Below are 23,986 nucleotides of genomic sequence, written 5' to 3' on the forward strand. Positions count from 1 at the left end.
CCTTTTATTGATAATAAATTGTTAAGTAATTGTTTTATTTTTACATTGGTTATACCAATTATCCCTCAACATCACACTTACAGACCTCATCCGTTATAACGCAAAGTTTCAACAGTGTCTTAAAGTTATTTCGACATACTTGGCAACATATGTGACATGCGCGGCAGAACTTGGTAACACAGAACCAATCATGTTTACAGTAATGTAACCTTACCGTAAAATGCCCCTACACTTTAAACGCCACCAGGTCCCGTGGAATTGAGGTCGTTAAATGAGACTCAGGAAATACAATAAAAGTTTGGGATGGTTGTCATTAATTGCAGGCACTGCATTACTCAGTGGCTGTAATTCTGCGCTGCTGGATCCCAAAGGACAGATTGGACTGGAGCAACGTTCGCTGATACTGACGGCATTTGGCCTGATGTTGATCGTCGTTATTCCCGCCATCTTGATGGCTGTTGGTTTCGCCTGGAAGTATCGTGCGAGTAATAAGGATGCGAAGTATAGCCCGAACTGGTCACACTCCAATAAAGTGGAAGCCGTGGTCTGGACGGTGCCTATCTTAATCATCATTTTCCTTGCCGTACTGACCTGGAAAACCACGCACGCGCTTGAACCAAGCAAGCCGCTGGCGCATGACGAAAAACCGATCACCATCGAAGTGGTTTCCATGGACTGGAAATGGTTCTTCATCTATCCGGAGCAGGGTATCGCCACCGTCAACGAGATCGCCTTCCCGGCGAACACGCCGGTTTATTTCAAAGTGACCTCCAACTCCGTGATGAACTCCTTCTTTATCCCGCGTCTGGGTAGCCAGATTTATGCCATGGCCGGTATGCAAACACGTTTGCATCTGATCGCCAACGAACCCGGAACCTACGATGGCATCTCCGCCAGCTATAGCGGCCCGGGCTTCTCTGGTATGAAGTTTAAAGCTATCGCCACCAAAGACCGCGCAGAATTCGACCAATGGGTCGCAAAAGCGAAGCAGTCTCCGAACACCATGAATGATATGGCGGCGTTCGAGAAAGTGGCTATGCCAAGCGAGTACAACAAGGTGGAATATTTCTCCAGCGTGAAACCAGATTTGTTCAAGGACGTTATTAACAAATTCATGGACCACGGTAAGAGCATGGACATGACCCAACCTGAAGGTGAGCACAGCTCGCATGAAGGAATGGAAGGTATGGACATGAGCCACGCGGAATCCGCCAACTCCAAGGGTTGAGGAAGATAAGATGTTCGGAAAATTATCACTGGATGCAGTACCGTTCCATGAACCTATCGTCATGGTAACGATCGCTGCAATTATCGTCGGGGGACTGGCGATACTGGCAGCGATTACTTACTTCGGTAAGTGGACCTACCTATGGAAAGAGTGGTTAACGTCGGTTGACCATAAACGCCTCGGCATCATGTATATCATCGTCGCAATTGTGATGCTGTTACGTGGTTTCGCCGATGCCATCATGATGCGTAGCCAGCAGGCGCTTGCCTCCGCAGGCGAAGCGGGTTTTCTACCGCCGCACCACTACGATCAGATCTTTACCGCTCACGGCGTAATCATGATCTTCTTCGTGGCGATGCCCTTCGTTATCGGTCTGATGAACCTGGTGGTTCCGCTGCAGATCGGCGCGCGCGACGTTGCGTTCCCTTTCCTGAACAACCTGAGCTTCTGGTTCACCGTTGTCGGCGTTATCCTGGTTAACCTCTCACTGGGCGTGGGTGAATTCGCGCAGACAGGGTGGCTGGCTTATCCGCCGCTATCGGGAATAGAGTACAGTCCCAGCGTCGGGGTCGATTACTGGATATGGGCGTTGCAACTCTCGGGTATTGGTACGACGTTAACCGGTATCAACTTCTTCGTGACGATCCTGAAGATGCGTGCGCCGGGTATGACAATGTTCAAGATGCCGGTCTTTACCTGGGCCTCTTTGTGCGCCAACGTACTGATCATCGCCTCTTTCCCGATTCTGACGGTTACCGTCGCGTTGCTGACCCTGGATCGCTATCTGGGCACCCATTTCTTTACCAACGATATGGGCGGCAACATGATGATGTACATCAACCTGATTTGGGCCTGGGGCCATCCGGAAGTGTACATTCTGATTCTGCCGGTCTTCGGGGTATTCTCCGAAATCGCAGCGACCTTCTCGCGTAAACGTCTGTTCGGCTATACCTCGCTGGTTTGGGCGACCGTCTGTATTACCGTACTGTCGTTTATCGTTTGGCTGCACCACTTCTTCACGATGGGTGCGGGCGCGAACGTTAACGCCTTCTTCGGTATCACCACCATGATTATCGCCATCCCGACCGGGGTGAAGATCTTCAACTGGTTGTTCACCATGTATCAGGGCCGTATCGTCTTCCATTCCGCAATGATGTGGACCATCGGCTTTATCGTGACCTTCTCGGTCGGCGGTATGACCGGCGTTCTGCTGGCGGTACCGGGCGCGGACTTCGTCCTGCACAACAGTCTGTTCCTGATTGCGCACTTCCATAACGTGATCATCGGCGGCGTGGTGTTTGGCTGCTTCGCGGGTATGACCTACTGGTGGCCGAAGGCGTTTGGCTTCAAGCTGAACGAAACCTGGGGTAAACGCGCCTTCTGGTTCTGGATTATCGGTTTCTTTGTAGCCTTTATGCCGCTGTACGTACTGGGCTTCATGGGCATGACCCGTCGCCTCAGCCAGCAAATTGATCCGCAGTTCCATACGATGCTGATGGTTGCCGCCGCCGGTGCCGCGCTGATTGCGCTGGGTATCCTGTGCCAACTGATTCAGATCTTCGTTTCTATTCGCGACCGCGATCAGAACCGCGATCTGACCGGCGACCCATGGGGTGGCCGTACGCTGGAGTGGTCAACCTCGTCTCCGCCGCCGTTCTATAACTTTGCCGTTGTGCCGCACGTTCACGAACGTGACGCCTTCTGGGAAATGAAAGAAAAAGGCGAAGCGTACCAACAGCCTGGACAGTATGAAGAGATTCATATGCCGAAAAATAGTGGTGCCGGTATTGTTATCGCCGCCTTCGCGACGGTATTTGGCTTCGCCATGATCTGGCATATCTGGTGGCTGGCGATAGTGGGTTTCGCAGGCATGATCATCAGCTGGATTGTAAAAAGCTTTGATGAAGATGTGGATTACTACGTGCCGGTCCCGGAAGTCGAAAAACTGGAAAACCAGCATTTCGATGAGATTACTAAGGCAGGGCTGAAAAATGGCAACTGATACTTTAACGCACGCGACTGCCCACGCGCACGAACACGGGCACCATGACGCAGGCCAGAACAAAATCTTCGGATTTTGGGTCTACCTGATGAGCGACTGCATTCTGTTCTCTATTCTGTTTGCTACCTATGCCGTTCTGGTGAACGGCACCGCTGGCGGCCCGACAGGTAAGGACATTTTCGAACTGCCGTTCGTTCTGGTTGAAACCTTCCTGCTGTTATTTAGCTCCATTACCTACGGCATGGCGGCGATCGCCATGCACAAGAACAACAAGAGCCAGGTTATCTCCTGGTTGGCGTTGACCTTCTTGTTTGGCGCCGGATTTATCGGGATGGAACTCTATGAATTCCATCACCTGATTGTTAACGGTATGGGCCCGGATCGCAGCGGCTTCCTGTCTGCGTTCTTCGCGCTGGTCGGCACGCACGGTCTGCACGTCACTTCCGGTTTGATCTGGATGGCGGTGCTGATGGTGCAAGTTGCCCGTCGCGGTCTGACCAGCACTAACCGTACCCGCATCATGTGCCTGAGCCTGTTCTGGCACTTCCTGGATGTGATTTGGATTTGCGTATTCACTGTTGTTTATCTGATGGGGGCGATGTAATGAGTCATTCTACCGAGAGCGGCGGCGCATCCCACGGCAGCGTAAAAACGTACATGACCGGCTTTATCCTGTCGGTCATCCTGACGGTTATTCCATTCTGGATGGTGATGACCGGCGCTGCCTCTCCGGCCGTTATTCTGGGATCTATCCTGGCAATGGCAGTGGTGCAGATTTTGGTGCATCTGGTGTGTTTCCTGCACATGAACACCAAATCTGATGAAGGCTGGAACATGACGGCCTTCATCTTTACCGTGCTGATCATCGCCATCCTGGTTGTGGGCTCCATCTGGATTATGTGGAACCTCAACTACAACATGATGATGCACTAAGAGCGGCGAGTATGATGTTTAAGCAATACCTGCAAGTAACGAAACCAGGCATCATCTTTGGCAACCTGATCTCGGTGATCGGGGGATTTCTGCTGGCCTCAAAGGGCAGCATTGACTATCCCCTGTTCATTTATACGCTGGTCGGGGTGTCACTGGTTGTGGCGTCGGGTTGTGTATTTAACAACTACATCGACAGGGATATCGACAGGAAGATGGAAAGGACCAAGAATCGGGTGCTGGTCAAAGGCCTGATTTCTCCTGGCGTCTCGCTGGTATACGCCACCCTGCTGGGTATTGCTGGCTTTATGCTGCTGTGGTTTGGCGCTAATCCTCTGGCCTGCTGGCTGGGGGTGATGGGCTTTGTGGTCTACGTTGGCGTGTACAGCTTGTACATGAAGCGTCACTCCGTCTACGGAACGCTGATTGGTTCTCTCTCCGGCGCAGCGCCGCCGGTGATTGGCTACTGCGCCGTAACGGGCGACTTTGACAGCGGCGCGGCGATCCTGCTGGCTATTTTCAGCCTCTGGCAGATGCCGCACTCTTACGCCATCGCCATTTTCCGCTTTAAGGACTATCAGGCGGCCAATATCCCGGTTCTGCCGGTGGTAAAAGGAATCTCAGTCGCTAAAAACCACATCACGCTGTACATCATTGCGTTTGCCGTTGCAACGCTAATGCTAACGTTGGGCGGTTATGCCGGTTACAAATACCTGGTGGTCGCCGCGGCGGTCAGCGTTTGGTGGCTCGGCATGGCGCTACGCGGTTACAAAGTGGAAGATGATAAGGTCTGGGCGCGCAAGCTGTTCGGCTTCTCTATCATTGCGATTACCGCGCTGAGTATCATGATGTCCGTTGATTTTATGGTGCCGAATTCGCAGAATCTGCTGACTTACGTCTGGTAAGTTCATCGTCACCTCTTCTATTCCGGATGGCGGCTTATGCCTTATCCGGCCTACAAAAGCACGTTACCTGTAGGCCGGATAAGCGACGTGAGTATCGCCATCCGGCATTTTTCGTCTCTCGTGGCCTACCCTCACCACCACAACATTTGTTAATAAAGCGCATATTTACCCAACCAACCTGGCGCTTTACACTAGGTGCGAATTTCATACAGAGGTGGCAATGAACGATTATAAAATGACGCCAGGGGAGCTGCGTGCCACATGGGGTTTAGGGACCGTCTTTTCGTTGCGTATGCTGGGCATGTTTATGGTTCTACCGGTACTGACCACATACGGTATGGCGCTACAGGGCGCCAGCGAAGCATTAATCGGCATTGCGATCGGCATTTACGGGCTGGCGCAGGCTATCTTTCAAATTCCCTTTGGACTGCTGTCCGACCGCATTGGCCGTAAGCCGCTGATTGTCGGCGGACTGGCGGTATTTGTCGCGGGCAGCGTCATTGCCGCGCTCTCCCACTCAATCTGGGGCATTATTCTGGGGCGAGCGCTACAGGGGTCCGGCGCTATTGCCGCCGCCGTCATGGCGCTCCTGTCTGACCTGACCCGAGAGCAAAACCGCACCAAAGCGATGGCGTTTATCGGCGTCAGCTTTGGTATCACCTTCGCGATTGCGATGGTATTAGGGCCGATTGTTACCCATAGTCTGGGATTGAACGCGTTGTTCTGGATGATCGCCGCCCTCGCCACCCTGGGCATTCTTCTGACGATCTGGGTGGTTCCCAACAGTACCAACCATGTGCTGAATCGCGAATCCGGGATGGTCAAAGGCAGCTTCAGTAAAGTGCTGGCGGAGCCGAGGCTGCTCAAGCTCAATTTCGGCATTATGTGTCTGCATATTTTATTGATGTCCACCTTTGTCGCCCTGCCCGGCCAGCTTGCCGATGCCGGTTTCCCTGCCGCCGAACACTGGAAGGTGTATCTGGCAACCATGGTGATCGCCTTTGCCGCCGTCGTGCCTTTTATCATCTATGCTGAAGTCAAACGGCGGATGAAGCAGGTATTCCTGTTCTGCGTGGGGCTCATTATCGTCGCGGAAATCGTGTTGTGGGGAGCGGGCCAGCATTTCTGGGAGCTGGTGATTGGCGTACAACTCTTTTTCCTTGCCTTTAATTTGATGGAGGCGCTGCTGCCTTCTCTTATTAGCAAAGAGTCGCCCGCGGGGTATAAAGGAACGGCGATGGGCGTCTATTCTACCAGTCAGTTTCTTGGCGTGGCGCTTGGCGGCTCGCTGGGCGGCTGGATAGACGGCACGTTTGATGGGCAAACCGTTTTTCTTGCCGGGGCCGTACTGGCGATGGTATGGCTGGCGGTGGCAAGTACCATGAAAGAGCCGCCCTATGTCAGCAGCCTGCGTGTGGAAATTCCAGCGGATATCGTTGCTGACGACAGGCTAAAACAGCGACTGTTGGCAATGAAAGGCGTAAGCGAAGCGCTGATCGTGGCGGAAGAGCATTCCGCTTACGTCAAAATCGACAGCAAAGTGACCAATCGCTTTGAAGTTGAACAGCTTATCAGCAAAGGATGAATGCAGCATTGCCGGATGGCGACGAAGCTCTATCCGGCATAACAACTTAATCGCGGAAGTTTTTGAACTGGAACGGCTGGCCCAAATCGCCGCCGCGAACCAGCGCCATTACCGATTGCAGATCGTCACGTGATTTGCCCGTCACGCGAATCTCTTCCCCCTGAATTTGCGCCTGCACCTTCAGTTTGCTGTCTTTAATCAGCTTGACGATTTTCTTCTGCACGGCGCTTTCAATGCCCTGCTTCAGCTTCGCTTCCACATACCAGGTTTTACCGCTATGCACGAACTCGTCCGGTACATCCAGCGAAGCGCCTTCAATACCGCGTTTAAGCAGCTTGGCGCGCAGAATATCGAGCAACTGATTGACCTGGAAATCGGACTCGCTCAGCACCTTGATGGTTTTATTGGCATCGTTCAGTTCAATAGTCGCCTCTACGCCACGAAAGTCAAAACGAGACTCAACCTCGCGAACCGCGTTATCCACGCCGTTACGCGCTTCCTGCAGATCAACTTCAGAAACAATATCGAAAGATGGCATCTTTTCTTCTCCCTTCATTTTCGTTGCGTTGCATAATACCTGCAACGAGGCTTAACGAGAAGCTTAGCTGATGACGCTATAATTAGCGCCATAACACCTGGCGCTGTTGCAGGTGAGGAGGAACAATGAAAATTACTGTACTGGGATGCGGAGCCTTAGGACAACTTTGGCTTTCGGCACTGTGCAAACACGGACATGACGTACAGGGCTGGCTACGGGTGCCACAACCTTATTGCAGCGTAAATCTGATCGATACCGATGGTTCCTTTTTCAACGAATCACTGACGGCAAACGATCCGGATTTTTTGGCGAAGAGCGAACTGTTATTAGTCACGCTGAAAGCGTGGCAGGTTTCCGACGCAGTACGAACCCTGGCGTCAACCCTACCGGTGACATCGCCTATCCTGCTCATTCATAATGGAATGGGAACCATAGAAGAACTGCAAAATATCCAACAGCCGATGTTGATGGGGACTATCACCCATGCTGCGCGCCGCGACGGTAATATCATTATTCATGTCGCTAACGGTACTACGCATATTGGCCCGGCGCGCGAGCAAGACGGCGATTACAGTTATCTCGCCGATATCCTGCAGGGGGTACTGCCCGATGTCGCCTGGCATAACAATATCCGCGCAGAGATGTGGCGCAAACTGGCCGTCAACTGTGTTATCAACCCGCTCACCGCGCTTTGGAACTGCCCGAACGGCGAGCTGCGCCATCATCCTGATGAAATCAACGCGATTTGCGAAGAGGTCGCCGCCGTGATTGAACGTGAAGGCTACCACACATCGGCAGACGATTTACGCTATTATGTTGAGCAAGTGATTGACAGTACGGCAGAAAACATCTCATCCATGTTGCAGGACGTGCGCGCCATGCGCCATACCGAAATTGACTACATCACCGGTTATTTACTCAAGCGCGCCCGCGTGCACGGTCTCGCCGTTCCGGAAAATAGCCGCCTGTTTGAAATGGTAAAGCGAAAGGAGAGTGAATATGAGCGCTCAGGCACTGGTATGCCTCGCCCCTGGTAGTGAAGAGACCGAAGCGGTCACCACTATCGATCTGCTGGTTCGCGGCGGAATCCACGTCACTACCGCCAGCGTCGCCAGCGATGGCGGCCTGACGATTGTCTGCTCGCGCGGTGTAAAGCTACTGGCGGATGCGCCGCTGGTTGAAGTTGCCGACGGCGATTATGACATCATCGTGTTGCCCGGCGGAATTAAAGGCGCCGAGTGCTTTCGCGACAGCCCGCTGCTGGTCGAAACCGTAAAGCAGTTTCACCGCTCCGGGCGCATTGTCGCAGCCATTTGCGCCGCAGCCGCCACAGTGCTCGTGCCGCACGATATCTTCCCTATCGGCAATATGACCGGTTTTCCGGCACTGAAAGATAAGATCCCCGCCGAACAGTGGCAGGATAAGCGTGTGGTGTGGGATGCGCGGGTAAAATTATTAACCAGCCAGGGACCGGGTACCGCTATCGATTTTGGTTTGAAAATCATCGACCTATTGGTTGGTCGTGAAAAAGCGCATGAAGTGGCTTCGCAACTGGTGATGGCGGCGGGGATTTATAACTACTACGAGTAAGAATGATTGCCGGATGGCGGCGTAAATACCTTATCCGGCCTACAAAACGGTACAGTCTGTAGGCCGAATAAGCGGCAGCGCCATCCGGCAGTTATTTTACGGGCGTTCGCCCTGCGCCAGACGCGCATTAATATGCGCAATCACCCCAGGTAAATCCGCCAGTGAATCCACCACGTAATGCGCCCCGGCGGCATACAGCTTGCTGGCCGCGTGCTCGCGGCGGGTCGCAACGTCCTCTTGCGACATTGTCTGATAGGCGTCCCATGTTGCGCCGAATTCGTTACCCGATACCGCCAGCCCCACCGTCCACATCCCCGCGTTAAGCCCCTCGCTAATGCCCGGCGCGGCATCATCTACCTTCACGCAGTGCGCGACCGCATCAATGCCCAGCGCAATCACGTTTTGCAGCGCCATCCACGGCCCCGGGCGACCACCCGCGGCCAGGTCGTCCGTTGCCACCCAATGATCCGGACGATAGCCATGCTCGGCGGCGGCGGGAACCAGGCGCTCCATCACCGCTCGTGGGTAACCGGAGCAGGAGCCTATCTTGATACCCTCGGCTCGTAGCGCCGCGATCGTGTCGATAACTCCGGCAATAGGAGAAGAAAAATCGACAACTTTAGCAATCTGTAGCGGCATGAAGGCGGCATAGATGGCATCAATATCTGCTGCGCTCATGGAGCGGCCAAACTTTGCCTGCCAGCGCGCGTCAACAGCAGGTAATTTTCCCAGCGCTTCAATGTGTTGCCATTTACCCAGCCCCATTGGCACGCGTGCTTCGGCGAGGGTGATCTCCACATCAAATGCCTGACGGAACGCCTCGACGAAAATTTGCGTCGGCGCGAAGGAGCCAAAATCGACGGTGGTGCCCGCCCAGTCGAGAATAACAGCGTGAATACGGTTCATCATGGTTCCTTATTTCGTCCAGTACATGGCGGTACGAATGGCGGTCAGCAGGGCAGTGATATCGGCGGCATATACTTCACCAATGTTGCCGATGCGAAAGCAGTCGCTTTGCGACACTTTGCCTGGATAGATAACAAAGCCCTGCTCTTTGAGGCGGCGATAAAATTCGCTAAAGCGATACTGCGGGTCTTCCGGTGAATAAAAGGCGGTGATAATGGGCGAATGAAGTTCGTCATCCAGCAGCGTGTTAAAGCCCAGCGCCCGCATTCCGGCCACCAGGCTGCGCTGATTTTGCTGATAGCGTTGATGACGTGCCGCCACGCCACCTTCTTCCGCCAGCTCTTTCAACGCCTGGGCAAACGCCAGGACGGTATGAGTGGGCGAAGTAAAACGCCATTTGCCGTGGTTATCCTCCATGCAGCGCCACTGGGCGTAGAGATCTAACGACAGCGAGCGGGAACGCCCTTTGCACGCGGCCAGTTTTTGCTCGCGGGCAATCACGAAAGCAAAACCCGGCACGCCCTGAATGCATTTATTGGCGGAGCTGATCAGATAATCGATGTGTAATGCTGCAATATCCATGGGGATGCCGCCGAAGCTGCTCATGGCGTCAACGATGTAGGTTTTGCCATAGCGATGCGCCAGAGCGCCCACCTCATCAATGGGGTTGAGCATCCCGGTGGTCGTTTCGCTATGCACCATGGCGATATGGCTGATCGTCGGGTCGGCGTTGAGGATCGCGTCGATCGCCTGCACGTCCGGGCGCGCAACTTCGCCGCAGTCGTAAGCGTGATGGGCGATACCCATAAGGCCGGCCATCTCGACCATTCGTGCGCCGTATGCACCGTTGCTGACGATCAGCACCTTATCCTGCGGCCCCAATGCGCTGCCCAGTACGGCTTCCACAGCATAGCTGCCGCTGCCTTGCAGCAGTACGGAGGTGTAGCCTTCGGAGGCCGTTGCCAGTGCGGTCAACTGCTGGCGGATCTGTTCTACCACGCCGATATTGTAATCATCATCCCAGGTACAGCTATCGAACAACATCGCTTCTTTCACGGTGCGAGAGGTGGTGAGCGGGCCAGGAGTCAGCAGCAGATAGTTACGCGAAGTCATGTTATTTACCTTTGGTCTATACCAGATTGCATTTATCATGACGATCTTTGCCGCGACGGGTCAAAGAGAAAATCGCGCTGCAACAAAAAATTCATCTCTGCTTGTATAATGGCGGCAGGCAAAACGGAAGCGAGTAAGCATGAAATCTATCCCGGGCGATATCCCGCAGTACCTGTTGATCAAGGCGCAGCTTCAGGCGCGTATTCAGAGCGGTGCGTTGAAAAGCGGTGATAAACTGCCGTCTGAACGCGAACTGTGCGCGATCTTCAACACCACGCGCATTACTATCCGCGAAAGTCTGGCGCAGCTGGAGTCCAGTGGGCTTATCTGGCGCGCCGATCGTCGCGGTTGGTTCGTTACGCCGGAACGCCTGTGGCTGGATCCGACCCAGAACACCAACTTCCATAAGCTTTGTCGCGAGCAGGGGCGGGAGCCAAAAACCGCGCTACTGAGCGGCGTGTTAACCACCGTGCCTGTCGAGGTTATGGAGCCCCTCCAGCTCCAGCCGTTTGATCAAATCTATCTGCTGACCCGTCTGCGTTACGCCGATGGCCGCGCCGTGTGCTACTGCGAAAACCATTGTTTGCCCGCCCGCGTGCCTGAGCTGCTGCAGTACGATCTCAACGGCAGCCTGACCGAGGTATACGAGTCGCACTACAACCTCACCTATACCAGCATGCATCTGTCGTTCTACCCCACCGCCATGCCTGCGCAGGCCGCACATGCGCTGGGAGTTATGGAAGGACGCCCGGCGCTGTTGCTGCGCCGTCTGAACTACGATCAACACGGGCGAGTGCTGGATCTGGATATCGAATACTGGCGTCACGACAGCCTGCGCATTGAGGTAGATACCCACTAGCGGGTGCGCCGGATGTTGGCTGCGAGCCTTATCCGGCCTGTCAATCGTATCGTCTCACGGCTATCCGGATAAGCGCAGCATCATCCAGCGTGGACTGATTTATTTCTTTTTCATCGTTTTGTCACATAAGCCGTTTAGCGTAAAAAGCAAACCTGGTATAGGCCAGAAAATGCAATGTACGCTATGAGGCTATTACGATGAAACTTTCCCGACTTGCTCTGCTGTCTGCCTTCGCTCTCGCCAGCGCACCGTCATGGGCGGAATCAGTGGTCACAGTGTACTCCATCGACGGGCTGCACGATGGCGATAACAGCTGGTACCAGGTGCAGTTTGACGCATTCACTAAAGCGACCGGCATTACCGTACGCTATGTTGAAGGCGGTGGTGGCGTGGTAGTGGAACGTCTGGCAAAAGAGCGTACGAATCCGCAAGCCGACGTGCTGGTAACCGCGCCGCCATTCATTCAGCGCGCCGCCGCCGAAAAGCTGCTGGCGAACTTTAACACCGACGCCGCATCGGCTATCCCCGATGCCAACAACCTTTATTCGCCGCTGGTAAAGAACTATCTGAGCTTTATCTACAACAGCAAACTGCTGAAAACTGCCCCGGCGAGCTGGCAGGATCTGCTTGACGGTAAATTCAAAAATAAACTCCAGTATTCCACGCCAGGTCAGGCCGCTGACGGCACGGCGGTAATGCTGCAGGCTTTCCACAGCTTCGGCAGTAAAGATGCCGGTTTTGCGTATCTCGGCAAGCTGCAGGCCAATAACGTCGGGCCATCTGCCTCTACCGGCAAGCTAACCGCGCTGGTTAATAAAGGTGAAATCTACGTCGCTAACGGCGACCTGCAAATGAACCTCGCGCAGATGGAACGTAACCCGAACGTGAAAATCTTCTGGCCGGCCAACGACAAAGGCGAGCGCAGCGCGCTGGCCATCCCTTATGTCATTGGCCTGGTCCAGGGGGCACCGCAGAGTGAAAACGGTAAAAAGCTGATTAACTTCCTGCTGAGTAAAGAAGCGCAGACTCGCGTCAGCGAACTCTCCTGGGGAATGCCGGTACGCAGCGACGTGACGCCGAGCGACGAACATTACAAGGCCGCCACTGCCGCGTTAGAAGGCGTGCAGAGCTGGCAGCCAAATTGGGATGACGTAGCCGTTTCGCTGTCGGCAGATATTAGCCGTTGGCACAAAGTGACCGAAAGCGAGTAAGCCTGATGCTGATGAAAACGACCGCCGTTCACGCCCCTGCATCGCAGGGGACATCGGGGATAGTCCTCGACTCACTGCGCGTTGCGTATCACGGCAACGTGGTGCTTAAACCGCTCTCTTTGACGATTGAACCTGGCGAAGTGCTGGCGCTGATTGGCCCATCAGGATCTGGAAAAACGACGGTGCTGCGTGCGGTTGCGGGCTTTGTGCAACCTGCAGGCGGCCGTATTCTGATTGGCGATACGGACGTCACCCATCTGCCACCCTATAAACGCGGGTTGGCGATGGTGGTGCAGAACTACGCCTTGTTCCCGCATCTGAAAGTGGAAGACAACGTCGCTTTTGGCCTGCGTGCGCAGAAGCAGCCAAAGGCGCTAATTAATGAGCGTGTAACGCAGGCGCTGAAAACGGTTGGCATGAGTGATTACGCCACCCGTTATCCGCATCAACTTTCCGGCGGCCAGCAGCAACGCGTGGCCATCGCCCGCGCGATTGCCGTGCGCCCGCGCGTGCTGTTGCTGGATGAACCACTGTCAGCGCTGGACGCACAGATTCGTCATAATATGGTGGAAGAAATCGCCCGTCTTCACCGTGAGCTGCCGGAACTCACTATTCTCTACGTCACCCACGATCAAACGGAAGCGCTCACCCTGGCCGATAAAATCGGCATTATGAAGGATGGCTCGCTGATTGCTCACGGCGAAACCCGCGCGCTATATCAGCATCCGCCCAATCGTTTTGCCGCCGAATTCTTAGGTCGCGCCAATATTCTCTCCGCCATTGCGCTGGGGATAACGGAGATTCCGGGGTTGGTGGACGTCAGCTGCGGCGGTGCGGTGATTCGCGCGTTCAGCCGGGGCAGCCACCACGGTTACAACAAACTGCTGTGCATTCGTCCTCAGCACCTCAGCCTGACGCCGCGTTCGGCCTACAGCAACCGCTTCAACGCCACACTGCAATCGGTGCACTGGCAGGGCGATTTAACCCATCTGTTGTGTGACGTTGCTGGCGAAACGGTGCGGATGGTGTTGACGCATGTCAATCCGCTGCCGCGCGTGGGCGACAAGCTGGCGCTGTGGTTCGAACCGGATGATGCGGTCCTGATTGAGGTATAACCATGTCACTCATTTTACCTCTGGAAAAACCGGCGCTTAACCTACGCCCGCTGCTGTGGCTGCTGCTCCCGTTGCTGGTGCTGGCGACACTGTTTTTCTGGCCTCTGTCGCTCATCGTTGAACAGGCGCTACGCGGTGCCAATGGCGAGATCGGGCTCGAGACCTTCCGCCAGGTGGTCGACTCGAAACGCTTTGTCGGCGCGTTGCTGAACACGTTGCAAATCGCCTTTTTCGCCACCGCCGGTTGCCTGCTGCTGGGCAGCGTGATGTCGCTGATTCTGGTGTTTATTCCTTTCCCCGGAAGCGAGTTGATTGGTCGGGTCGTCGATACTTTTATTGCGCTGCCGACCTTCCTGATTACGCTGGCGTTCACCTTTATTTATGGGTCAGCGGGTCTGCTCAACGGTACGCTGATGAGCCTGTTTGCCTTTGAGCTACCGCCGGTGGATTTTCTCTACTCGATGCAGGGCGTCATTCTGGCGGAGATCACGGTGTTCACTCCGCTGGTGATGCGGCCACTGATGGCCGCGCTGCGGCAAATTGATAAAAGCCAGCTAGAGGCAGCCAGCATTCTGGGGGCGCACCCATTACGGGTGATTGGGCAGGTGATTTTCCCGGCGGCGCTACCGGCGCTGATGGCTGGTGGCAGCCTGTGCCTGCTGTTGACCACTAACGAGTTTGGCATCGTACTGTTTATTGGCGCGAAGGGAGTTAACACCCTGCCGATGATGGTTTACAGCAAAGCGATTCTGGAGTCCGACTATACGGTCGCCTGCATGATTGCGTTGATTAACATTGTCTTGTCGCTGGGGCTGTTCTCCCTCTATCGCCTGGCGGCATCGCGTACCAGCGTAAGGAGCTAGCCATGCTAATTTGGTCACCTAAAGGACGCGCAGCGGCGGGCGTTGTGGCTAGCGTACTGTTTATCGTGTTCTTTTTCCTGCCGCTGGCAGTGATTCTGATGTCCAGCCTTAGCCAGCAGTGGAACGGTATTCTGCCGAGTGGCTTCACACTGAACCACTTTGTTAACGCTCTGCACGGTGCGGCATGGGACGCCCTACTTGCCAGCCTCACGATTGGCTTTTGCGCCAGCCTGTTTGCGCTGCTTTGCGGCGTTTGGGCGGCGCTGGCGCTGCGTCAATATGGGGTGAAAACGCAGAAATGGTTAAGTATGGTGTTCTATCTGCCGAGTGCGATTCCGTCAGTATCCGTGGGCCTGGGCATTCTGGTTGCTTTCAGCCAGGGGCCATTGCAAATGAACGGCACCCTATGGATTGTGCTGACAGCGCACTTTGTGCTGATTTCCGCCTTTACCTTCAGTAACGTGTCGACCGGACTGGCGCGAATTTCCGCCGATATTGAAAACGTCGCGTCGAGTCTGGGGGCATCGCCCTGGTATCGTCTGCGTCACGTGACGTTGCCGTTATTGATGCCGTGGATGATGTCAGCGCTGGCGCTGAGTTTATCGCTCTCCATGGGGGAGTTGGGCGCGACGATGATGATTTATCCGCCGGGCTGGACGACGCTACCGGTGGCTATCTTTAGCCTGACCGACCGTGGAAATATCGCCGACGGCGCGGCGCTGACCATTGTGCTGGTGGCCATTACGCTGCTGCTGATGATGAAGCTGGAGCGCATTGCAAAACGGTTGGGGCACAAATAAAACGGTAGGCCGGGTAGGACATAGCCGCCACCCGGCAAAGGAATTACGGACGATACACCTTCACATTGGCAAACCCCTGCTCGCGCAGATAGAGCGCCTGCAGGCGACTCATTACGCCGCGTTCGCACCATAGCAGCCAGGTTTTGCTCTGATCGAGGTCGCCAAATTTAGTGCTCAGCTTGTAGAAAGGCAGCGAAACGACGTCGACGCCTTCCACTTTCAGCGGCTTGTCATCCTGCTCATCGACAGAACGGATATCCAGAATCACATCGTTGGCGCCAAAACCGCTCACGGTTTCTACTTCCACCACCTCCTGCTGGGTCTGCTGGGCGATTTCACGAATATCGACGTTGTTCGCTTCTTCTACCACCTTATCGAGAATACTGAAGTCGAAATTTTCTTCTTCGGCTTCAATTTTCGCTTTAATGGCTTTCACCGTCGGACTTTTGGAAATCACGCCACAGTATTCCGGCATCGTACGGGCAAAATCTTCCGTACCAATCTGGCGCGCCAGGTTGATAATGTGCTCTTTATCGTAAGAGATCAGCGGGCGCAAGATCAGCGTGTCAGACACGTTATCGATCAAGCGCAAGTTGGTTAGCGTCTGGCTGGACACCTGGCCCAGCGCTTCGCCGGTCACCAGCGCCTGTACGCCGTAACGTTCCGCCACTTTCGACGCCGCGCGTACCATCATACGTTTGAGCACCACGCCCATCTGGCCGTCGTCAACTTTCTCCAGAATCTCGCCGACCACCGGTTCGAAGTTAATCGCTACAAAACGCACGCGATGGGAGCTGCCAAAGCGGTTCCACAGGTAATGCGCCACCTGGCGAACGCCGATTTCATGCGCCGCGCCGCCGAGGTTAAAGAAGCAGTAGTGTACGCGGCAGCCGCGACGCATCAGCATATAGCTGGAGACGCCGGAGTCAAAACCGCCGGAGATCAGCGACAGCACATCTTCCTGGGTGCCAATCGGGAAACCGCCAATACCTTCATAACGCCCTTTGATCAACAGCAGGCGATCATCTTCCACTTCCAGATGCACCGTCACATCCGGGTTAGTGAGCTTCACGCGCGCCGATTCAATATGCTGATTTAATCCGCCGCCGACATAGCGCTCCACCTCAATGGAGCTAAACTCATGCTTACCGCGACGTTTTACGCGCACGCAGAAGGTTTTGCCTTCAAGCTGCTCGCGATACTGCGCCAACGCTTTCTCGAAAATGTCGTGCATATCGGTGAACGGCACATCTTCGACTTCAAGAATATGGTGAATCCCCGGAATGCGGGTCAGCGCGTCGCGAATCGCCAGACGCTGGTTTTCATCTTTGGCGCGAACTTCAATGTTATCCCAGTGACGGACAACCGCGAGGGTCTCATCGTAGTGCTTTAAAACGTTACGGATGTTCCCGGTTAAAATTTTTATAAAGCGCAAACGCACAGATTGGCTTTTGATAGTGATTTCCGGGAACAATTTAATGATAAACTTCATGGCGGCAATGGTTCTTTAGCAAGCTATCTAAGGCTTGTCGTGGAGAAATAGTACAGCAGCCCATACCTACGGCTGCATCCAGGCGCGGAAGTATATCACTATCACGGACATCTTGCGCATTTCCCCTTACCATTGCGCGTTATTTGCTTATCAGTGTGAGTCCGTTACCATAGACTTGTGCTGCCATTACAGAGAGTCAAACAGTCATCATGCCGAAGAAAAATGAGGCGCCCGCCAGCTTTGAAACTGCGCTGAGCGAGCTGGAACATATTGTTACCCGCCTGGAAAGCGGCGATTTGCCGCTGGAAGACGCGCTGAATGAATTCGAGCGCGGCGTACAACTGGCGCGTCAGGGGCAGGCAAAACTGCAGCAGGCGGAACAGCGCGTGCAAATTTTGCTGTCTGATAATGAAGAGGCTTCACCTGAGCCTTTTATCGCGGATAATGAGTAAATGGACTTTACGCAGCAGCTACAGGCTTGCGTAACGCAAGCGAATCAGGCGCTGAGCCGTTTTATCGCGCCACTGCCCTTTCAGAACACTCCCGTGGTCGAAGCCATGCAGTATGGCGCATTATTAGGCGGTAAACGCCTGCGGCCATTTCTGGTTTACGCCACCGGTCAAATGTTTGGCGTCAGTACGGCAACGCTGGATGCGCCAGCTGCGGCGGTCGAATGCATTCATGCCTATTCGCTGATCCATGACGACCTGCCAGCAATGGACGATGACGATTTGCGTCGCGGCCTGCCGACTTGCCATATTAAATTTGGCGAAGCCAACGCAATCCTGGCGGGAGACGCGTTGCAAACGCTGGCGTTTGCCATTATCAGCGACGCGCCGATGCCGGAAGTCGCCGATCGCGATCGTATCGCGATGATCGCCGAACTGGCGAACGCCAGCGGCATCGCCGGTATGTGCGGCGGTCAGGCATTGGATCTGGCGGCAGAAGGCCAGCGGATCACTCTGGACGCGCTGGAACGCATTCATCGCCATAAGACCGGCGCGCTCATTCGCGCCGCCGTTAGACTTGGCGCGTTGAGCGCGGGCGATAAAGGACGGAATACTCTGCCGATACTTGACCGCTATGCAGAGAGTATCGGCCTTGCCTTCCAGGTTCAGGATGACATTCTGGATGTGGTGGGCGATACTGCAACGTTAGGTAAACGTCAGGGCGCAGACCAGCAGCTTGGCAAAAGTACCTACCCTGCACTTCTGGGTCTTGAGCAAGCCCGGAATAAAGCCCGGGACCTGATAGAGGACGCCCGTCAGTCGTTACATCAGCTGGCCGCGCAATCACTGGACACCTCGGCACTGGAAGCGCTAGCGAACTACATAATCCAGCGTGATAAATAAACCCCATATCCAATGAGCTTGCGATGAGTTTTGATATAGCCAAATACCCTACCCTGGCATTGGTCGACTCCACCCAGGAGTTACGACTGTTACCGAAAGAGAGTCTGCCGAAACTCTGCGACGAGCTACGCCGCTACTTACTCGACAGCGTAAGCCGTTCCAGCGGGCACTTCGCTTCCGGGCTGGGCACGGTAGAACTTACCGTGGCGCTGCATTATGTCTACAACACCCCGTTTGACCAGCTAATCTGGGATGTTGGACACCAGGCTTATCCACATAAAATCCTTACCGGTCGTCGCGACAAAATCGGCACCATTCGCCAGAAAGGCGGTCTGCACCCGTTCCCGTGGCGCGGAGAAAGCGAATACGATGTGCTGAGCGTTGGGCATTCCTCCACCTCCATCAGCGCCGGTATCGGCATTGCCGTGGCGGCGGAGAAAGAAGGCAAAGATCGCCGCACCGTCTGTGTGATAGGCGACGGCGCCATCACCGCCGGTATGGCGTTTGAAGCAATGAATCACGCAGGCGATATCCGGCCCGACATGCTGGTCATTCTGAACGACAATGAAATGTCGATTTCGGAAAACGTCGGCGCGCTCAACAACCATCTGGCGCAGCTACTTTCCGGTAAGCTTTACTCTTCTCTGCGCGAAGGCGGAAAAAAGGTCTTCTCCGGCGTACCGCCAATTAAAGAACTGCTCAAGCGTACCGAAGAACATATTAAAGGCATGGTTGTGCCGGGCACACTGTTCGAAGAGCTGGGCTTTAACTACATCGGGCCGGTCGATGGTCACGATGTCATGGGGCTTATCAGCACATTGAAGAACATGCGCGACCTGAAAGGCCCGCAGTTCCTGCATATCATGACCAAGAAAGGCCGCGGCTATGAGCCCGCGGAAAAAGATCCGATCACTTTCCATGCGGTGCCTAAATTTGATCCTTCCAGCGGATGTTTGCCGAAAAGCAGCGGCGGTCTGCCCGGTTATTCAAAAATCTTCGGTGACTGGCTGTGTGAAACCGCCGCCAAAGACAGCAAACTGATGGCGATCACCCCGGCAATGCGCGAAGGTTCCGGCATGGTGGAATTTTCACGTAAATTCCCGGATCGCTATTTTGACGTCGCCATCGCCGAGCAGCATGCCGTCACCTTCGCCGCAGGTCTGGCGATTGGCGGCTATAAGCCCGTCGTGGCGATCTACTCTACTTTCCTGCAACGCGCCTACGATCAGGTCATCCATGACGTCGCTATCCAGAAACTGCCGGTCATGTTCGCCATCGATCGCGCCGGTATCGTTGGCGCGGATGGACAAACACACCAGGGCGCGTTCGATCTCTCCTATCTGCGCTGCATCCCGGATATGGTGATCATGACGCCAAGCGACGAAAACGAATGTCGCCAGATGTTATTTACCGGGTATCACTATAACGACGGCCCGACGGCAGTACGTTATCCACGCGGTAATGCGCAGGGCGTGGCGCTAACCCCGCTGGAAAAACTGCCTATTGGTAAAGGCCTTGTGAAGCGTCATGGCGAAAAACTGGCGATTCTGAACTTTGGTACCTTAATGCCTGAGGCGGCGAAAGTCGCCGAAGCGCTGAACGCCACGCTGGTCGACATGCGCTTTGTTAAACCGCTGGACGACACGTTAATTCTGGAGATGGCCGCGCAGCATGACGCGCTGGTGACGCTGGAAGAAAACGCCATTATGGGCGGCGCTGGCAGCGGCGTAAACGAAGTGCTAATGGCCCATCGTAAACCTGTACCTGTGCTGAATATCGGTCTTCCGGATTTCTTTATCCCGCAAGGAACGCAGGAAGAAGCCCGCACGGAACTGGGGCTCGACGCCGCAGGCATTGAAGCCAAAATCAAGGCCTGGCTGGCATAATCCCCTCTTTGCTCCTGCTATGCTTGAAGAGTGACGGGTATAACAGGAGCGGAGTCATGCAATACAACACGTTAGGAAATACAGATCTTCAGGTGTCCCGCCTTTGTCTGGGCTGCATGACATTCGGCGAGCCGAGTCGCGGCAATCATGCCTGGACGCTTCCCGAAGAGAGCAGCCGTCCCATCATCAAGCGCGCCCTTGAGGGCGGCATTAACTTTTTTGATACCGCCAACAGCTACTCCGACGGCAGCAGCGAAGAGATTGTCGGTCGCGCGCTGCGTGATTTCGCCCGGCGCGACGAGGTGGTGGTAGCGACGAAAGTCTTCCATCGCGTCGGCGATCTGCCGGAAGGATTGTCCCGCGCGCAAATCCTGCGCTCTATTGACGATAGCCTCACCCGTCTGGGAATGGAGTATGTCGATATCCTGCAAATCCACCGCTGGGATTACACCACGCCGATAGAAGAAACTCTGGAAGCGCTAAACGACGTGGTGAAGGCGGGTAAAGCCCGCTATATCGGCGCTTCCTCAATGCACGCCTCACAATTTGCCCAGGCGCTGGCGCTACAAAAACAACACGGCTGGGCGCCGTTTGTCACCATGCAGGATCACTATAACCTGATCTACCGCGAGGAAGAGCGTGAGATGCTACCGCTGTGCTGGCAGGAAGGCGTCGCCGTGATTCCGTGGAGTCCGCTGGCGCGCGGGCGCTTAACTCGCCCCTGGGGAGAAACCACGGCCCGGCTGGTCTCGGATGACGTGGGTAAAAATTTATACGCTGAAAGCGATAAAAATGATGCGCAAATAGCGGAACGGCTGGCTGGCGTCAGCGAGGCGCTTGGCGCAACGCGAGCGCAGGTCGCGCTGGCCTGGCTACTCAGCAAACGAGGCGTCGCCGCGCCGATTATCGGCGCTTCGCGTGAAGAGCAGTTAGATGAGTTGCTGAATGCCGTTGATTTAACGCTCAAACCGGAGCAGATTGCCGAACTCGAAACACCGTACAAACAGCATCCGGTGGTGGGATTTAAATAATCCGCCATTGCCCGATGGCGCGACGCTTATCGGGCCTGTGAAATCGACATATTGTTCGGGGTTAGGCCGGATAAGGTGTTTACGCCGCCATCCGGCAAACCCTTTAAATAATACCGAGCGGCCAGTGATGACCGATAAAATACAGTATGCCGGCGGATATCACCCCGGCGACGATATCATCGATCATAATCCCCATGCCGCCGTGCACGTTGCGATCAAACCAACGGATCGGCCAGGGTTTCCACATATCCAGAATGCGGAAAATAACGAACCCGGCAGCCACCCACTGCCAGTCCGTCGTCGGCAACGCCATCAGCGTTATCCACATACCGATAAATTCATCCCAGACAATACTGCCGTGGTCGTGTACGCCCATATCTTTCGCCGTCTGATGGCAAAGATAAACGCCAATGCAGATCCCAAACATCACGACCAGCGAATAAAGCTGCCACGGCAGAAACGTCATCAGATACCAGAAGGGGATCGCCGCCAGCGAGCCCATCGTGCCCGGCACCACGGGGCTCAGCCCGCTGCCAAAGCCGGTAGCGAGCAGGTGCCACGGATTGCGCAAATTCAGGCGGCTTTTCGCAACATCTTTATGGCGTGGCAAAATGGTCATATCCTTTCCAGTCAAAGGTGACAGGCATTCCGTCACGTACAAAATTCAGCCCTTCAATATCTGCGCTCATTTGACCTATGCAGGTAAAGGGAACACCCAGTTGACCAATGGCGACATCCAGCGCGCCACGATTCAGTTCCGGCACCGTAAAGCACAGCTCATAGTCTTCGCCGCCGGAAAGCGCCCAACGCAGCGCCTGCCCGTCATCAACATGGCGCATCATCGCATCGGATTTTGGCAGCGCATCAACATCTACTCTTGCCCCACAGCCGCTGGCCTTGACGATATGCCCCAGATCGGAAATCAAACCATCGGAAAGATCGATAGCCGCGCTGGCGATATCACGCAGCGCCTGGCCGTGTAAAATACGCGGCGTCGGGCGTAAATGCCGTTGAATTAAATAGTGAGCGTCTGTCTCCTCCGACACCTGTAGCCGGTTTTGCAAAACCGCCAGCCCGGCAGCGCTGTCGCCCGGCGTACCGGTGATATAAATCCAGTCGCCCGGCTTCGCGCCAGATCGCTTGAGCGCGCGCCCTGCCGGGATATAACCGTGGATACCCAGCGTCATCGACAGCGGTCCACGCGTGGTGTCGCCGCCAATGAGCTGCATATCGTAGTAATTCAATAGCGCAAACAGACTGTCGCTAAAAGCCTCCAGCCACGGCTCATCCACTTCCGGCAACGTTAACGCCAGCGTTAACCAGGCCGGGTCGGCCCCCATCGCGGCCAGATCGCTTAAATTCACCGCCAACGCTTTATAAGCCAGATCGGCAGGATCGATATTGGGGAGGAAGTGGTTGCCCGCCACCAGCGTATCGGTACTGATCGCCAGGGTCTGCTTTTCAGGAATATTCAGGAGCGCGCAATCGTCGCCAATACCGGTTTCAACATCAAGACGAGAGCTTCTTACACGGTCAAAATAACGGGCAATCAGGGAAAACTCGCCACATGCCATACGTTATGCCTCAGCAGAAAAAAAGAAAAGGCCGGAGACGGCGGGTATCGATCGCCCGCTATCTTTCCGGCCTGTGAATCACTTTTTGTTAGGACGAATCACCGGAGCTGCTTTATCCAGTACGCCGTTGACGAATTTGTGGCTGTCTTCAGCGCCAAAGGTTTTCGCCAGTTCAATCGCTTCGTTGATGGCCACTTTATAAGGCACATCGCTGCGTTTTGACAGCTCAAACAACGCAATACGCAGCACGGCTTTTTCAACCTGTCCCAGCTCTTCAAGCAGGCGGGACAGATACGGTTTCATTAAACCATCCAGGTACGCGCTGTTAGTCGCCACCCCGGATAGCAGTTCACGGAAATAGAGAACGTCGACGTCTTTTACGTCCTGTTCCGCCAGGAACTGGTATTCAACATCAGCGATGTCGTTCTGGGACAACTGCCAGGAGTAAAGCGCCTGGACGGCACACTCACGGGCGCGGCGACGAGCAGCAGGTTTCACGGAATTCCCCTTACAAAAAATCAGGCCTTAATGGCTTTCAATACATTAATCATTTCAAGCGCGGTCAGCGCAGCTTCTGCGCCTTTATTACCGGCTTTTGTACCAGCACGTTCGATGGCTTGTTCAATACTCTCGGTGGTCAGAACACCAAAGGCTACCGGCACGCCACTGTCCTGGGCAACGCTTGCCAGGCCATTGCTGGCGCCGCCTGCCACATATTCAAAGTGCGCAGTCCCCCCGCGAATCACGGTTCCCAGCGCAACCACAGCGTCATATTTACCGCTTTTCGCCAGCGCATCGGTCGCCAGCGGCAGTTCATAGGCGCCAGGCACCCACACTACGGTAATATTATCATCTTTTACCTGACCAATACGCGTCAGGGCATCAACCGCGCCATCCAGCAGGCTGTCGTTGATAAACTGATTGAAACGCGCAATAGTGATGGCGACGCGAGCGTCAGGGGCTGCAACGTTAGCTTTAATAATGTTCATATTCTCTCTTCCAGGGT

25 protein-coding genes and 1 pseudogene are annotated in these 23,986 nt (G+C 54.8%); 17 read left to right on the forward strand and 9 right to left on the reverse strand.

The genetic code is table 11. From position 1 onward, the window contains the following. Positions 1–271 precede the first annotated feature (271 nt). The 6 genes from cyoA (at position 272) to LCS67_RS16450 (ending at position 6,650) form a co-directional block, all read left to right on the forward strand. On the forward strand, positions 272–1,228 hold the full coding sequence (cyoA, locus tag LCS67_RS16425) for a cytochrome o ubiquinol oxidase subunit II (protein ID WP_001239448.1): 957 nt from the start codon (positions 272–274) through the stop codon (positions 1,226–1,228). Positions 1,229–1,238: 10 nt separating this feature from the next. Continuing rightward, positions 1,239–3,230: a cytochrome o ubiquinol oxidase subunit I gene (cyoB, locus tag LCS67_RS16430; RefSeq protein ID WP_000467158.1), complete on the forward strand. Its 1,992-nt coding sequence runs from the start codon at positions 1,239–1,241 to the stop codon at positions 3,228–3,230. Continuing rightward, on the forward strand, positions 3,220–3,834 hold the full coding sequence (locus tag LCS67_RS16435) for a cytochrome o ubiquinol oxidase subunit III (protein WP_000179833.1): 615 nt from the start codon (positions 3,220–3,222) through the stop codon (positions 3,832–3,834). The genes cyoB and LCS67_RS16435 overlap by 11 nt, the downstream gene beginning before the upstream one ends. After that, a complete protein-coding gene (locus LCS67_RS16440; RefSeq protein ID WP_000019878.1) occupies positions 3,834–4,163 on the forward strand; it encodes a cytochrome o ubiquinol oxidase subunit IV in 330 nt (109 codons plus the stop codon). Before LCS67_RS16435 ends, LCS67_RS16440 begins: the two co-directional genes overlap by 1 nt. A gap of 11 nt (positions 4,164–4,174) precedes the next feature. Next, positions 4,175–5,065 (forward strand): heme o synthase, encoded by an 891-nt coding sequence (gene cyoE / locus LCS67_RS16445; RefSeq protein ID WP_000971352.1) that lies wholly within the window; start codon positions 4,175–4,177, stop codon positions 5,063–5,065. Positions 5,066–5,285: 220 nt separating this feature from the next. After that, positions 5,286–6,650: an MFS transporter gene (locus LCS67_RS16450; RefSeq protein WP_001000935.1), complete on the forward strand. Its 1,365-nt coding sequence runs from the start codon at positions 5,286–5,288 to the stop codon at positions 6,648–6,650. Between the two features lie 46 nt (positions 6,651–6,696). Here the strand turns inward: LCS67_RS16450 and LCS67_RS16455 are convergent, their stop codons facing one another. Next, complete coding sequence (locus LCS67_RS16455; protein ID WP_001138913.1) at positions 6,697–7,188, reverse strand: YajQ family cyclic di-GMP-binding protein; 492 nt, start codon at positions 7,186–7,188, stop codon at positions 6,697–6,699. A gap of 125 nt (positions 7,189–7,313) precedes the next feature. Between LCS67_RS16455 and panE the strand changes: the two genes are divergently transcribed. Continuing rightward, complete coding sequence (gene panE, locus LCS67_RS16460; RefSeq protein ID WP_000705814.1) at positions 7,314–8,225, forward strand: 2-dehydropantoate 2-reductase; 912 nt, start codon at positions 7,314–7,316, stop codon at positions 8,223–8,225. After that, on the forward strand, positions 8,188–8,778 hold the full coding sequence (yajL, locus tag LCS67_RS16465) for a protein deglycase YajL (RefSeq protein ID WP_001275803.1): 591 nt from the start codon (positions 8,188–8,190) through the stop codon (positions 8,776–8,778). Before panE ends, yajL begins: the two co-directional genes overlap by 38 nt. A gap of 8 nt (positions 8,779–8,786) precedes the next feature. On the opposite strand, the pseudogene LCS67_RS22845 reads toward yajL, so the two are convergent. The 3 genes and pseudogenes from LCS67_RS22845 to phnW all read right to left on the reverse strand — a co-directional run. Beyond that, positions 8,787–8,869 (reverse strand): annotated as a pseudogene (locus LCS67_RS22845) (hypothetical protein); the annotation flags it as partial. Between the two features lie 5 nt (positions 8,870–8,874). Next, entirely contained in the window at positions 8,875–9,684 is an 810-nt protein-coding gene (gene phnX / locus LCS67_RS16470; protein WP_001527428.1) for a phosphonoacetaldehyde hydrolase, read from the reverse strand. Between the two features lie 9 nt (positions 9,685–9,693). Then, positions 9,694–10,797, reverse strand: coding sequence for a 2-aminoethylphosphonate--pyruvate transaminase (phnW, locus tag LCS67_RS16475; RefSeq protein ID WP_000203956.1), 1,104 nt, complete (start codon positions 10,795–10,797; stop codon positions 9,694–9,696). 139 nt (positions 10,798–10,936) lie between these two features. Between phnW and phnR the strand changes: the two genes are divergently transcribed. The 5 genes from phnR (at position 10,937) to phnV (ending at position 15,645) form a co-directional block, all read left to right on the forward strand. Continuing rightward, positions 10,937–11,656, forward strand: coding sequence for a phosphonate utilization transcriptional regulator PhnR (gene phnR, locus LCS67_RS16480; RefSeq protein ID WP_031564525.1), 720 nt, complete (start codon positions 10,937–10,939; stop codon positions 11,654–11,656). A 197-nt stretch (positions 11,657–11,853) separates the two neighbouring features. Further along, on the forward strand, positions 11,854–12,867 hold the full coding sequence (gene phnS, locus LCS67_RS16485; protein WP_000778000.1) for a 2-aminoethylphosphonate ABC transporter substrate-binding protein: 1,014 nt from the start codon (positions 11,854–11,856) through the stop codon (positions 12,865–12,867). Positions 12,868–12,872: 5 nt separating this feature from the next. Then, entirely contained in the window at positions 12,873–13,982 is a 1,110-nt protein-coding gene (gene phnT / locus LCS67_RS16490; protein ID WP_000928796.1) for a 2-aminoethylphosphonate ABC transport system ATP-binding subunit PhnT, read from the forward strand. A 2-nt stretch (positions 13,983–13,984) separates the two neighbouring features. After that, complete coding sequence (gene phnU, locus LCS67_RS16495; RefSeq protein WP_000052718.1) at positions 13,985–14,845, forward strand: 2-aminoethylphosphonate ABC transporter permease subunit; 861 nt, start codon at positions 13,985–13,987, stop codon at positions 14,843–14,845. A 2-nt stretch (positions 14,846–14,847) separates the two neighbouring features. Further along, entirely contained in the window at positions 14,848–15,645 is a 798-nt protein-coding gene (phnV, locus tag LCS67_RS16500) for a 2-aminoethylphosphonate ABC transport system, membrane component PhnV (RefSeq protein WP_000909790.1), read from the forward strand. Positions 15,646–15,688: 43 nt separating this feature from the next. On the opposite strand, the gene thiI is transcribed toward phnV, so the two are convergent. Next, on the reverse strand, positions 15,689–17,137 hold the full coding sequence (thiI, locus tag LCS67_RS16505; protein ID WP_000668648.1) for a tRNA uracil 4-sulfurtransferase ThiI: 1,449 nt from the start codon (positions 17,135–17,137) through the stop codon (positions 15,689–15,691). Positions 17,138–17,346: 209 nt separating this feature from the next. Between thiI and xseB the strand changes: the two genes are divergently transcribed. The 4 genes from xseB to LCS67_RS16525 are packed head-to-tail and all read left to right on the forward strand — an operon-like array spanning position 17,347 to position 21,406. Next, positions 17,347–17,589, forward strand: coding sequence for an exodeoxyribonuclease VII small subunit (xseB, locus tag LCS67_RS16510; protein WP_001124944.1), 243 nt, complete (start codon positions 17,347–17,349; stop codon positions 17,587–17,589). Then, complete coding sequence (gene ispA / locus LCS67_RS16515) at positions 17,590–18,489, forward strand: (2E,6E)-farnesyl diphosphate synthase (protein ID WP_000348074.1); 900 nt, start codon at positions 17,590–17,592, stop codon at positions 18,487–18,489. It abuts the gene before it with no gap. A gap of 23 nt (positions 18,490–18,512) precedes the next feature. Next, positions 18,513–20,375 carry a 1-deoxy-D-xylulose-5-phosphate synthase gene (gene dxs, locus LCS67_RS16520; RefSeq protein WP_000006780.1) on the forward strand — a complete coding sequence of 621 codons (1,863 nt, stop codon included), beginning with the start codon at positions 18,513–18,515 and terminating at the stop codon, positions 20,373–20,375. A gap of 56 nt (positions 20,376–20,431) precedes the next feature. After that, positions 20,432–21,406 carry an aldo/keto reductase gene (locus tag LCS67_RS16525; protein WP_001199854.1) on the forward strand — a complete coding sequence of 325 codons (975 nt, stop codon included), beginning with the start codon at positions 20,432–20,434 and terminating at the stop codon, positions 21,404–21,406. Between the two features lie 103 nt (positions 21,407–21,509). Here the strand turns inward: LCS67_RS16525 and pgpA are convergent, their stop codons facing one another. The 4 genes from pgpA to ribE all read right to left on the reverse strand — a co-directional run bounded on the left by pgpA (position 21,510) and on the right by ribE (position 23,969). After that, positions 21,510–22,025, reverse strand: coding sequence for a phosphatidylglycerophosphatase A (pgpA, locus tag LCS67_RS16530; protein WP_000154063.1), 516 nt, complete (start codon positions 22,023–22,025; stop codon positions 21,510–21,512). Further along, the gene (gene thiL, locus LCS67_RS16535; RefSeq protein ID WP_000752146.1) at positions 22,003–22,980 is read right to left on the reverse strand and encodes a thiamine-phosphate kinase; all 978 of its coding nucleotides are present in this window, start codon (positions 22,978–22,980) and stop codon (positions 22,003–22,005) included. The genes pgpA and thiL overlap by 23 nt, the downstream gene beginning before the upstream one ends. A 78-nt stretch (positions 22,981–23,058) precedes the next feature. Next, a complete protein-coding gene (gene nusB / locus LCS67_RS16540; protein ID WP_000801129.1) occupies positions 23,059–23,478 on the reverse strand; it encodes a transcription antitermination factor NusB in 420 nt (139 codons plus the stop codon). A 20-nt stretch (positions 23,479–23,498) separates the two neighbouring features. Next, positions 23,499–23,969, reverse strand: a complete 471-nt coding sequence (gene ribE / locus LCS67_RS16545; RefSeq protein ID WP_001021370.1) for a 6,7-dimethyl-8-ribityllumazine synthase — start codon at positions 23,967–23,969, stop codon at positions 23,499–23,501. Positions 23,970–23,986 lie beyond the last annotated feature (17 nt).

Origin of the sequence: Salmonella sp. A7 (assembly GCF_020181675.1) — a bacterium.
Classification (GTDB): Bacteria; Pseudomonadota; Gammaproteobacteria; order Enterobacterales; family Enterobacteriaceae; genus Salmonella; species Salmonella enterica.

Coding starts and splice junctions, on each gene's coding strand:
- LCS67_RS16450 (WP_001000935.1), top strand. CDS start 5,286: ATGAACGATTATAAAATGACGCCAGGGGAGCTGCGTGCCACATGGGGT.
- LCS67_RS16440 (WP_000019878.1), top strand. CDS start 3,834: ATGAGTCATTCTACCGAGAGCGGCGGCGCATCCCACGGCAGCGTAAAA.
- phnS (WP_000778000.1), top strand. CDS start 11,854: ATGAAACTTTCCCGACTTGCTCTGCTGTCTGCCTTCGCTCTCGCCAGC.
- dxs (WP_000006780.1), top strand. CDS start 18,513: ATGAGTTTTGATATAGCCAAATACCCTACCCTGGCATTGGTCGACTCC.
- cyoE (WP_000971352.1), top strand. CDS start 4,175: ATGATGTTTAAGCAATACCTGCAAGTAACGAAACCAGGCATCATCTTT.
- phnW (WP_000203956.1), bottom strand. CDS start 10,797: ATGACTTCGCGTAACTATCTGCTGCTGACTCCTGGCCCGCTCACCACC.
- cyoB (WP_000467158.1), top strand. CDS start 1,239: ATGTTCGGAAAATTATCACTGGATGCAGTACCGTTCCATGAACCTATC.
- phnX (WP_001527428.1), bottom strand. CDS start 9,684: ATGAACCGTATTCACGCTGTTATTCTCGACTGGGCGGGCACCACCGTC.
- ispA (WP_000348074.1), top strand. CDS start 17,590: ATGGACTTTACGCAGCAGCTACAGGCTTGCGTAACGCAAGCGAATCAG.
- xseB (WP_001124944.1), top strand. CDS start 17,347: ATGCCGAAGAAAAATGAGGCGCCCGCCAGCTTTGAAACTGCGCTGAGC.
- phnV (WP_000909790.1), top strand. CDS start 14,848: ATGCTAATTTGGTCACCTAAAGGACGCGCAGCGGCGGGCGTTGTGGCT.
- thiL (WP_000752146.1), bottom strand. CDS start 22,980: ATGGCATGTGGCGAGTTTTCCCTGATTGCCCGTTATTTTGACCGTGTA.
- pgpA (WP_000154063.1), bottom strand. CDS start 22,025: ATGACCATTTTGCCACGCCATAAAGATGTTGCGAAAAGCCGCCTGAAT.
- phnR (WP_031564525.1), top strand. CDS start 10,937: ATGAAATCTATCCCGGGCGATATCCCGCAGTACCTGTTGATCAAGGCG.
- yajL (WP_001275803.1), top strand. CDS start 8,188: ATGAGCGCTCAGGCACTGGTATGCCTCGCCCCTGGTAGTGAAGAGACC.
- phnU (WP_000052718.1), top strand. CDS start 13,985: ATGTCACTCATTTTACCTCTGGAAAAACCGGCGCTTAACCTACGCCCG.
- LCS67_RS16455 (WP_001138913.1), bottom strand. CDS start 7,188: ATGCCATCTTTCGATATTGTTTCTGAAGTTGATCTGCAGGAAGCGCGT.
- panE (WP_000705814.1), top strand. CDS start 7,314: ATGAAAATTACTGTACTGGGATGCGGAGCCTTAGGACAACTTTGGCTT.
- LCS67_RS16435 (WP_000179833.1), top strand. CDS start 3,220: ATGGCAACTGATACTTTAACGCACGCGACTGCCCACGCGCACGAACAC.
- LCS67_RS16525 (WP_001199854.1), top strand. CDS start 20,432: ATGCAATACAACACGTTAGGAAATACAGATCTTCAGGTGTCCCGCCTT.
- ribE (WP_001021370.1), bottom strand. CDS start 23,969: ATGAACATTATTAAAGCTAACGTTGCAGCCCCTGACGCTCGCGTCGCC.
- phnT (WP_000928796.1), top strand. CDS start 12,873: ATGCTGATGAAAACGACCGCCGTTCACGCCCCTGCATCGCAGGGGACA.
- cyoA (WP_001239448.1), top strand. CDS start 272: ATGAGACTCAGGAAATACAATAAAAGTTTGGGATGGTTGTCATTAATT.
- thiI (WP_000668648.1), bottom strand. CDS start 17,137: ATGAAGTTTATCATTAAATTGTTCCCGGAAATCACTATCAAAAGCCAA.